Annotated in this window: 9 protein-coding genes; 4 read left to right on the top strand and 5 right to left on the bottom strand. The window is 52.1% G+C overall.

Annotated features, from left to right (window positions below):
* Window positions 1-132: 132 nt before the first annotated feature.
* From VB712_RS09015 to recJ, 3 genes are all read left to right on the top strand, one after another.
* Window positions 133-339: a type II toxin-antitoxin system HicB family antitoxin gene (locus tag VB712_RS09015; protein WP_323254229.1), complete on the top strand. Its 207-nt coding sequence runs from the start codon at window positions 133-135 to the stop codon at window positions 337-339.
* A 34-nt stretch (window positions 340-373) separates the two neighbouring features.
* A complete protein-coding gene (locus VB712_RS09010) occupies window positions 374-592 on the top strand; it encodes a type II toxin-antitoxin system VapB family antitoxin (RefSeq protein ID WP_323254228.1) in 219 nt (72 codons plus the stop codon).
* A 160-nt stretch (window positions 593-752) separates the two neighbouring features.
* Entirely contained in the window at window positions 753-3,047 is a 2,295-nt protein-coding gene (gene recJ, locus VB712_RS09005; protein ID WP_323254227.1) for a single-stranded-DNA-specific exonuclease RecJ, read from the top strand.
* 4 nt (window positions 3,048-3,051) lie between these two features.
* On the opposite strand, the gene VB712_RS09000 is transcribed toward recJ, so the two are convergent.
* From VB712_RS09000 to VB712_RS08985, 4 genes are all read right to left on the bottom strand, one after another.
* Entirely contained in the window at window positions 3,052-3,453 is a 402-nt protein-coding gene (locus VB712_RS09000) for a fasciclin domain-containing protein (RefSeq protein ID WP_323254226.1), read from the bottom strand.
* A 141-nt stretch (window positions 3,454-3,594) separates the two neighbouring features.
* A complete protein-coding gene (locus VB712_RS08995) occupies window positions 3,595-4,875 on the bottom strand; it encodes a CO2 hydration protein (RefSeq protein ID WP_323254225.1) in 1,281 nt (426 codons plus the stop codon).
* Window positions 4,876-5,069: 194 nt separating this feature from the next.
* Entirely contained in the window at window positions 5,070-6,539 is a 1,470-nt protein-coding gene (locus tag VB712_RS08990) for an NADH-quinone oxidoreductase subunit M (protein WP_323254224.1), read from the bottom strand.
* A 6-nt stretch (window positions 6,540-6,545) separates the two neighbouring features.
* Window positions 6,546-8,378, bottom strand: coding sequence for an NAD(P)H-quinone oxidoreductase subunit F (locus VB712_RS08985; protein WP_323254223.1), 1,833 nt, complete (start codon window positions 8,376-8,378; stop codon window positions 6,546-6,548).
* A 362-nt stretch (window positions 8,379-8,740) separates the two neighbouring features.
* Between VB712_RS08985 and VB712_RS08980 the strand changes: the two genes are divergently transcribed.
* A complete protein-coding gene (locus tag VB712_RS08980; protein WP_323254222.1) occupies window positions 8,741-9,331 on the top strand; it encodes a hypothetical protein in 591 nt (196 codons plus the stop codon).
* Window positions 9,332-9,336: 5 nt separating this feature from the next.
* On the opposite strand, the gene VB712_RS08975 is transcribed toward VB712_RS08980, so the two are convergent.
* Window positions 9,337-10,143 carry a WecB/TagA/CpsF family glycosyltransferase gene (locus VB712_RS08975; protein WP_323254221.1) on the bottom strand — a complete coding sequence of 269 codons (807 nt, stop codon included), beginning with the start codon at window positions 10,141-10,143 and terminating at the stop codon, window positions 9,337-9,339.
* Window positions 10,144-10,199 lie beyond the last annotated feature (56 nt).

Below are 10,199 nucleotides of genomic sequence, written 5' to 3'. Positions count from 1 at the left end.
TGCTGGAGTTCAGCCTGCGTTTGGGGAGTCATGGGTCAAAGGTGGTCAACAGTGTCTAAATTATGTAGGCTTTTGAGGAGGAATTGTAATGAGTATATTTACTCATCTCCTAATTGAGATGCACCCAATAAAATGAACTATACAATTACTATTCAATGGTCAATGGAAGATCAATGCTTTGTGGTCTTTTTGCCTGACTTTGCCGATACTGTCATGCAACCCGTCACCCACGGCGAAACCTACGAAACCGCCCTTAAAAATGCTCGTGAAGTGATTAACTTACTCATCGAAACCGCCCAAACCGACGGACAAACCCTACCCCAACCCCAAACCGCTTAACTAAAATTCCCCACCCATTCACAATCAAAACCCCATGCAAAACACCCTCAACATTGACGAAACCCTACTCGCTGAAGCCCTCGCCCTCAGAGACCACCAAACCACCGAAGACATTATTAAAACCGCCCTCCAAGAATACATTCAACGCCGCCGACAACTGCAAATTATCGAACTTTTCGATACCATTGACTACGACCCAGACTATGACTACAAACAGCAGCGTTACGCTGTCTCCCAAACGCTGAAACTTTAGCATTATCCTTTCAATTTCAATAGAATAAAACCAACATTCTCCTTCTTTGAGGAAGACCTCTCCAGCAATCCAGATGACCCTCAGCCCTAGCCCAGCCTGATTCAAAAAATGCCAAAATCTTGAATAAGGAAAATTCTGATGAAAGGATCTTGAATCGCCCATGGAAGCCCAATGGCAACTCGCCCCCCAGATTGAACTAGCACCAGAATTTTTAAACGCCGTTGCCCGCTATGTTCAGACAGAACTACCCACAGCGCGGGGGGAATTTGTGGCGCAACTCCTTTGGCAGCGGGGGATTCGTGAGCCACACCATTTAGAAACGTTCCTCAATGCCAACGCCTACCCACCCGCTAGCCCCTTCGCCTTTGGGGTCGAAATGGAGCAGGCCGTTGCCCGAATTCAGCAAGCACGGGAACAGGGGGAAAAAGTCGCCATCTGGGGGGATTTTGATGCCGATGGCCTCACCGCCACCAGCGTCCTTTGGGAAGGATTAGGACAATTCTTTCCCCCGGAACAACTCACCTACACCATCCCCAACCGTGAACGGGAATCCCACGGCCTCAATATCGCCGGCCTCGATCGCCTCGCCCAAGCCGGATTTACGCTGATCATCACCTGCGACACCGGCAGCACCAACTTGGCAGAAATCGACCACGGCCAAACCCAAGGCCTCGATTTCATCATCACCGACCACCACACGCTCCCGCCCCATCGCCCCCCCGTGACGGCGATCGTCAATCCCCGCTACTTCCCCACCGATCACCCCCTCTATCACCTCTCCGGCGTAGCGGTTGCCTACAAACTGATTGAAGCCCTCTACCTCACCCTCCCCGATGTTGCTACCCAACCCGTTACCGAACTTCTGGATCTGGTCGCCATTGGTTTGATTGCCGATCTCGTTGCCCTCCAAGGGGATTGTCGCTATCTGGCTCAGATGGGCCTTGAGCAGTTAAAGCAGCAAAATGATCCCCGCACCGCCACCCGTCCCGGTGTGGCGCAGTTGTTGGCACTGTGTAAACGGGGGGGCGATCGCCCCACAGATATCTCCTTTGGCATTGGCCCGCGAATTAACGCCGTCAGTCGGATTCAGGGCGATGCGCGGTTTTGTGTGGAGTTGCTCACCAGTGAGGATCCCGCCCATTGTCAACAATTAGCCGAGCAAACGGAACTCGCCAACACCCGCCGTAAGGAATTACAAAAAAACACCCTCAAGGCAGTAGAAACCCAGATCGCCACCCTCGATTTATCCACCACCAATGTAATTGTTTTAGCTGATCCCCAATGGTCGGGGGGAGTATTGGGTTTAGTGGCGGGCCAGGTTGCCCAAACCTATGGGCGGCCCACGATTCTCCTCCATTTAGGCAACGATGGTTATGCTAGAGGTTCCGCCCGCTCTACCCATGGCATTGATCTTTATGAATTGGTGCTCAGTCAGCAGGATTTACTCCATCGTTTTGGAGGTCATCCCTTTGCCGCCGGGTTGAGTTTAAAACAGGAAAATTTACCCCTGTTTATTGAAGGCATTAATCAAGCTCTACGGCGAAAGTTGCCCGATCCGGCACAATTACAGCCAATCATTGCCATTGATTTGCAGGTTACTGTTGCTGATTTAGGAGCAAATTTATTTGATGAATTGAAATACTTAGAACCCTGTGGGATGGGTAATCCTGCACCGTTATTATTGCTAAAAAACTGTCGGTTTCGAGATATAGAAAAGGCTTATATTTACGACCGTAGAGGAAAATATATTCAATATCGTAAAACTGAGTTTTTGATCTACGATACCCATCAGCCCGAAGGATTTCCGGGGGTGTGGTGGGGCCATTCTCCGGAGGAAATTAGCTCGGAAATTGCCTACGATGCAGTCGTAGAGTTAGATTCTAACACTTACAAAAAACGCTATGAGGTGCGGTTAATGGATCTGCATTTAGCCGGAGCACAAGCCCCCCAACCCACCGCAACCCCGATCCTTGATTGGCGACAAGCTCGACCCATCGATCCCCCCCTGGCCTATGCGTTGCAGAATTGCCCGGTGGGGTGGGAGGAAGTACAGCAGGGGTTTCAACGGGCGATCGCCCAAGCCCAACCCCTCGCCCTCGCCTACCATACCCCCAATCTCCCCGATCCCGCCACCTATTTGCAACGGCTGATCACCCTAGGGCAAGCATTGGCAGCGAGTGGCGAAAGGATGGGGCGATCGCACCTCCAAGCCCAGTTACAGGTTAATTCTCAACAATTAGATCTCAGTTTAGAAGCTTTAGCGGCCATGGGGTTTGCGCTGGAAATGGGCGAAGATGGGATCACCATTGGGGGCTATGGGGAAAGTCGGCCCGATGCGGATCAGGTTGTGGAAAAGTTGTGGGGGGCGATCGCCGAGGCCCAATTCCGCCACCATTATTTCACCACCGTTCCCCTCCCCACCATCGCCCAAAACCTTAAACCCACTGCTCCATAAAGGATTACCCCATCAAAATCACCGTATCAATCACATGGATAATCCCATTACTGGCTTCAATATCCGGTGCAATCACCGTTGCATTTTTCACCTCAAATATATCCCCGCAGGCAATGGGAATGGGTGATCCCTCTAAGGAGGCTAAAGTGGTGAGATCTTTTAACTCCGCTGTGGTGTACCGGCCCGCTACAACATGATATTTCAAAATCCGCTGTAACTGGGGAATATTTTGCACCAAAGTTTCCACCGTACCCGGTAATAACTTGGCAAAGGCTTGATCATTGGGGGCAAACACCGTCAACGGCCCCGGCTGTTGCAAGGCTTCTACTAAACCGGCCACAGTGACAGCAGTAACCAAGGTTTTAAAGGCATCATTACTAACCGCGATTTCAACAATATTAGGCATTAGAGGAATAGGGAATGGGGAATAGGGAATGGGGAATAGGGGATGGGGAATAGGGGATGGGGAATAGGGGATGGGGAATGGTAGGGGCGAAAAATTTTTCGCCCTCCCTCATCTTTCGCCTTTTCCCAATTTTTTGCCCTCTTAACGATAATCTTGGCTTTGCACATCTTTGAGCCGCGCTTCTGGCCGGAGGAATCGATCCATCTGGGCTTCAAAGAATTGACGATTTTTGCGCAAATGTTCTGGGTTGGGATCATCGAGGGGATAGAGTAATGCCGTGCGCAGGGCCTGGATTACTGCTGAAGTAACATTGTACATCGACCGTTGAAACGTGATCCCCAATTGGATCAACATATCATCTTCGCCCCGGCAATATTGCTGATAATAATCAACTAAATAGGGGGGTAAAAAGTGGAGCATATCCTGCATGAGTAATGTGGGGGGAATGCCCGCTGTGCCGACGGGGAAAACATCGGCGTAAAGGATGCCGTAGTGGAAGTCTTTTTGCTCGGCGGGGACTTGGTGGGCTTGGGCATTGTAGGATTTTGTACCTCGGAAGGGGGCGGTGCGATAAAAGACGGCTTCAACGTAGGGAAGGGCGGCCTCGTAGAGCCACATAAAGCCCTTGGATTTGGGGATCAGTTCATAACATTCATCCCCAATATAAACATGGTGATAAATGGGACGACCGGCGGCGATAAAAATACCGTTAACGAGGAAATTCATTGCATCGGTGACGGTTTTAAAATCCCCCGCATCGTAGCGATCGCTCATTTCAAAAAACACCGGAGCCATCACTTCCCAAAATAGCCCCAAGTTGGCGTAATAGGAAAGTTCTCGCACCTTCTCATAGAACATTTCTGGGAAAAGTTTATACAAGCCCAGCATGAGGGGGTTGCCCTTGAAATAGGCTTTAATGGTGCGATCGCAATTGCCTAAATACTCCTCACTTTCCAAATAATCATAGAACAGCCCCCCCATCCCCTGATGCCACAACATCGCCCGCATACAGGCTTCAGCAAACTCCATATTGATGCGATCGTGCCAGAGATGATGGAACAGTTTCGGCAGTTTCTTTTTTAATTCCCCTTTGTCCATAAATTCCAACAGTTCCGGATGGGCGGATGCCTCCCCCTTTTGCCAAACGCGGAAATCCGCAGTTTCCCCCGCGTAATGGTTGGGTAAGTCTAAATATTCCTGGGGTAAGAAGTATTTAAAAAAGGGTAAAGGATCGAGAAAAACCCGCTCGGCAATATAGAGCAAATCCCGCCAATAGAAATCCATGGGGACAGCATAGGCTTTATAAATGCCGATGATTTGCATCAGGTTTTCATCGGTATCGGGCAACATCGAACCACCGGCTTCGAGGCGGTGAATGATGTCAGCGTAGGGGTGGGTGGAGGGGGGGATTTTGAGGGTCATGGGGAAGTAGGGAGTGGGAAGTGGGAAGTGGGAAGTGAGAAGTGGGAAGTGAGAAGTGGGGAGTGGGAAGTGGGAAGTGAGAAGTGAGAAGTGGGAATTGAGAATTGGGAATTGAGAATTGGGAATTGAAGTTTTTGCTTGCTCTCTCCTCTCTTCTCTCTCCTCTCTCCTCTCTTCTCTCTCCTCCTGCTTTCCTAGTCTCGAAGTGCAAGGACAGGAGTTTGCAACTCCGCCACAAGGGGTGTGGTGGTGGGTTCGATCCAGTGCAGGAGGGCGTTGGGTTGGATGCCGAAGTAGAGGATGATCGCGGTGAGGACAAGGGCGGGCCATTGTTGGCTTAAGCCGATGCGGGTGTAGTAGGCGCGGCTGTTATCTAGTTTGCCGAAACAGGTGCGGTTAATCAAGATCACAAAGTAGACGGCGGTGAGACCGGAGGAGAGGATACAGAGGAGCGTGGGGATCGGGAATGCCATAAAACTGCCTTGGAAGACGATGAATTCTGCGGCAAAGCCAATCAGCCCCGGAATCCCGGCGCTGGCCATCCCTGCGAGGATCAACAGCGCACTGGTGAGGGGGAGGCCTCGGATCGGGTTCATTAAGCCGTTGAGGACATCGAGATCGCGGGTTCCGGTGGTTTTTTCCACGATACCCACCAGGAAGAAGAGGAGGGCGAGGATTAAACCATGGGCGATCATTTGGGCGATCGCCCCCAGCACACTCAATTCTGTTCCCGCCGCTGCCGCCACAAGGATATACCCCATGTGACCGATGGAACTATAGGCCACCATCCGTTTAATATCCCGCTGGGCGATCGCACTGATGGCCCCATAAATCACACTCACCGTTCCGATAATCGCCAAACCGGGGGCGATGGTCTGCCAAGCGGTGGGGAAGAGTTGTAAACCAAACCGCAATAACCCGTAGGTTCCCAACTTGGCGAAAATGCCTCCGAGTAAAACCGCTGTTGCCGGAGAAGCTTCAACGTAGGTGTCGGGCATCCAGGTATGGAGGGGGACTAGGGGGGTTTTAATCCCAAACCCGACGAGGAGGGTGGTGAGTAAAATTAGTTGGGGAATGAGGTCTAAATTTTGGACTTGCAGATCGCTAAATTCAAAACTGGGGGATTGGCTGGCGAAGGTGGTTCCTAAAAAGCCAGCAAGGACAAATAGCCCCGAAACAGCGGTATAGAGTAAAAATTTCGTCGCAGCATAGCCCCGTTTTTCCCCACCCCAAATGTTAATCAATAGATAGAAGGGGATTAATTCCAATTCATAAAAGATGATGAATAGGAGTAGGTTTTGGGCCATTAATGCCCCGGCAATGCCTGCACTGATCAGCAAAATTAAGCTGTCGTGGAGGCGGGTACGCTCTAGGTTGCCGCGATTGGTGTAGAGGGCGATGAGGGTGAGCAAACTATTCAAGGCCAACAGCGGTAGGGAAAGGCCATCTACCCCTAGGCTGTAGTTGAGGCCCACAGGCTGCACCCAGCGATGAAATTCGCTGAATTGGGTCGTGCCGTTGAGGTCGAATTGGGTGAATAGATAGGCGGCCCAAGCGAGGGAGGCGATGCTAAACAGGGCGGCGATGGTGCGACTGGCTTGGGGCTTGAAGAGAGCGACGGCGATCGCCCCTAATAGGGGAATGAGCAGTAAAGGGGTGAGCATGGTTGGTTACGGCAGAGCAGTGAGCAGGGGGAGGGCAATGAGCAGGCCAAAGAGAATCGTACCCAAGATAATTGAGAGGGCATAAAACTGGACTTGGCCGCTGGTGTTGTATTTGAGGCTTTGACCACTGGCGAGGGTGAAGAGGCCCACAAGGTTTACGGCTCCATCGACGAGGGTGCGATCGCACCAATCCACCACCTTCGCCGCCAAGCCCACCACGGCAATCACCGTTACTTTATAAAGTTGGGCGGTATAGAGGTCGTAGGCGAGGAAGTCTTGCACCGCCGGAATCGGCAGCCGGATTGGTTTCGCCACCCGTTCACCGCCATAGAGCCAAAGGCCAATACTTCCACCGATCAATGTCGAAGCGATCAGCAATAACGAGGGCAATTGCACCACAATCCCCAAGGGGGGTAGGAGGCCGAAAACGCTCAGTAATTGGGGTAAATGGAGGGCAACCCCCAACAGGATCGTCATCGGCAACACCAAAGCCCATAAACCTTCCGGCGATCGCTTTGTCCAGGGGGTGACGGGGCCGGTAAAGAGTTGGCCAAACACCCGCGCTAAACTGCAAGCCGTTAAGCCATTCACCAACAAAACCACCACCAGCAACGGCGGCGTTAAGCCGTTGGCAATTTCTGCCCAGCCCCAAAAACAACCCAAGGGGGGAACGGCGACGAGGGAAAGCGCACCCACCACAAAGCAAATCCCGGAAATGGGGCGACGACTCCACAGGCCCCGCAGTTGGGTAATATCTTGGGCAATGTTGTTTAAAATAATGCCGCCGACGCTCATCAGGATTAACGCCATGGCGATCGCATAGGTCAACAACAACACCAGCGCCCGCTCCCCTTGGCCCGTCCCCACCGCAATAAAGACAATGCCCAGATAGGCACTGGTGGCATAGGAAAAGACCCGTTTGATATCGATTTGAGCCAGGGCGATCGCACTACAGGCAATGGCCGTAAAGGCCCCGACGCAGATTTCCACCGTCACCACCAGAGGCGACAGATTCAAAATCGGCTGCATCTGGATCAACACCCAAGCCCCCGTTGAGACCACGACCGCATTGCGTAAAATTGTGGCGGGCATCGGCCCTTCCATCGCTTCATCGAGCCAGAGTTGGAGGGGGAATTGGGCGCATTTCCCTAAAGGCCCGGTGAGCAGGGCAAAACCCAGGAGCATCGCCACCGTGGGTTCTAAGGGATTCGTCGCCGCCCAAGCGGCTAACTCGTCATAATTCCAGGTTCCCGCCAAGGGATAGAGGGCCACCACCCCCATCAGTAACACCAAGTCCCCGACCCGTTTAGTGAGAAACCCATCCCGGGCCCCCGTCACCACCAGGGATTGATTAAACCAAAAGCCGATCAGCAGGTACGTCCCCAGGGTGAGAATTTCCAGCATCACATAGCTGAAAAAGAGGGAATTGGTGAGCATCAACGCCGCCATCCCCGCTTCAAACAGGGCTAACAAGGCATAGAACCGGGGCCAGCCCCAATCCATTTCGAGATAGGCGATCGCATAAATCTGCGTCAGGGCATTCAACCCCAAAATCACCACCAACGCCCCCACCGTCGTAGCGGAGGCGCGAATATCCAAAACAATATCTAGATTGACGGCATGGAGCCAGGGAAAGGAAAAATCGAGGGGGGCTGACCACACCTCCCGGAGGGCAAAAAGACTATGCATAAAGGCGGTGAGGGTCATCACCAGATTGATATAGCCCGCCGGACGGGGGCCGGTGCGGCGAATCAAACCCGGCGACCAGGGGATCGTTAACAATGCACCCAGCAGGGCATAACAGGGGATTAACCAAATACTTTGACTAAAGGTGTTCATTGAAGGAAGGGTAATCCATCGGGGTCTATCGGTTGTGTGAGAGTATAATACTTTTATGAATCAGAAAACAAGTTAAGATTAGCTAATATCAATCTTCACCGTTGATCATCATTACCCCAAAATCCCATTTAAAAAGCGGATCTTGAAAACTCAAAAAAAGATCAATTGATGTCATTCAATCAAAATAAAAACCCTAATGTAGAGGCGTTGGTGTAAGCCTGCCGGAGACACAAAAATTTTTCGCCCCCACGCCCATCGGATATTTTACTTTAATCAACACCAAGCCGCCGACTCTGTTCACGCCAGAGATAAAAAATGGGGTTATCATGCAGGGAGCCATCCTTTTTGCAACCCCTAATGCCATGGCCTACACCACTGCCGAACTGATCGACATCCTCGACCGAGAAATGCGGGCCAGTTGTCAGGGCAAGCGGGTCTTGCTCTCGGCAGAGGCGCGGCTCAATGCTGATCCGGTGCTGGCCCTGGCCTTGGGGGCAGATAAAATCAGTAATGTTTACGCCTTCCGGGAATTTCGCGAACAGATCCATCAGTATCAACGGGAACAGGGCGTTTCCGGTTTGATTTGGCGGACTTGTCAATTCCAAGGTCATCCCCTCACATTTCCCGAACTGCACAACCAATTGATTGCTATTCCAGCGGATTTGGAACTGTTAAGGGAGGCGAAAGCGGATGTGTTAGCTTTTTGGCGTAGGGTGAGTTTTCCGTTACGGCTCTGGTTATTGGGTAAAGAAGATCAGGAAATTACTCCTAATTTTGTTGAGGAGTTGGCGCGGGAGGCGGAATGGGCGGAGGTGGATGTGACGATGACGGAGGTTTATTTAGGACTGTGTTGGGGGAAACCAGAGGAGCGGCATTGTCAATGGGCGTTTCCAGAATCCGGCTGTCGGCGGATTGTGGCTACGCCGGGGGTTCCCAGCGCGATTAAGGTTTGAGGGTTTTAACCGTAGCGCATGGTTTCGGTGGGGGGGATGGCGGTGGCGGGGTCGAAGCGGCGGAGTTTGAGGAGTTGTAAGAGGAAGAGGGCGACATAGTGAGGATTGAGAATCAAGTAGCGTTGCCAAAGCCTTTTTGGTTCTTGGATAAGGCGGAAAAACCATTCCATGCCGATCGCCTGGAGTTGGGGGGGAGCTTGGGGCAACAGGCCCGCATGGAAATCAAAGGCCGCACCGACGGCCAAGAGGGGCATCGATAATAAATCCCGATATTCATAGATCCATACTTCTTGACGGGGGCAACCTAAACCCACCAAGGTAATCCCGGCCCCACTGGCTTTAATTTCTGCGACAATTTCCTGCTGCTCCTCTAGACTGGTTTGCCGAAACCGGGAGGGCTGCATCCCGGCAATTTTGAGCTTAGGAAAGCGATCGCCTAAATTTTTCCCAAAGGCCGTCAACACCTCCAAACGACTGCCATAGAGATAAAGGGGGATGCCCAACTGGGCCGCCTGTTCGCAGACATAGAGGGTTAAATTCGGGCCATAGACGCGATCGCCCAATTTCGCCCCATAGAGCAAATTCAACGCCCACCGCACCGGCTGACCATCGGGGCAAACCAAATCTAAATGATTCAATCGGTAGCGATGAACGTTATCCAATACGCCGGTCATCACGCCATGGACGGCCAAGGCAGACACCGAGAGGGGGGCATGGTTTTGGGCGGCGGTGATGATGCGGGCGACGGCGGCGGCATAGTCGATGACGTTGACCTGTACGCCGAGGATGTTTTGTTTGCCGGTGTCGAGCATGGGTTTAAAGTGGGAAGTGGGAAGTGGGAAGTGGGAAGTGGGAAGTGGGAAGTGGG

This window comes from Spirulina sp. CCNP1310, assembly GCF_034932185.1.
In the GTDB taxonomy this organism is placed as follows: Bacteria; Cyanobacteriota; Cyanobacteriia; order Cyanobacteriales; family Spirulinaceae; genus Spirulina.
Note: the sequence above shows the minus strand (reverse complement) of the source record. Positions and strands in the feature narration are given on the sequence as shown.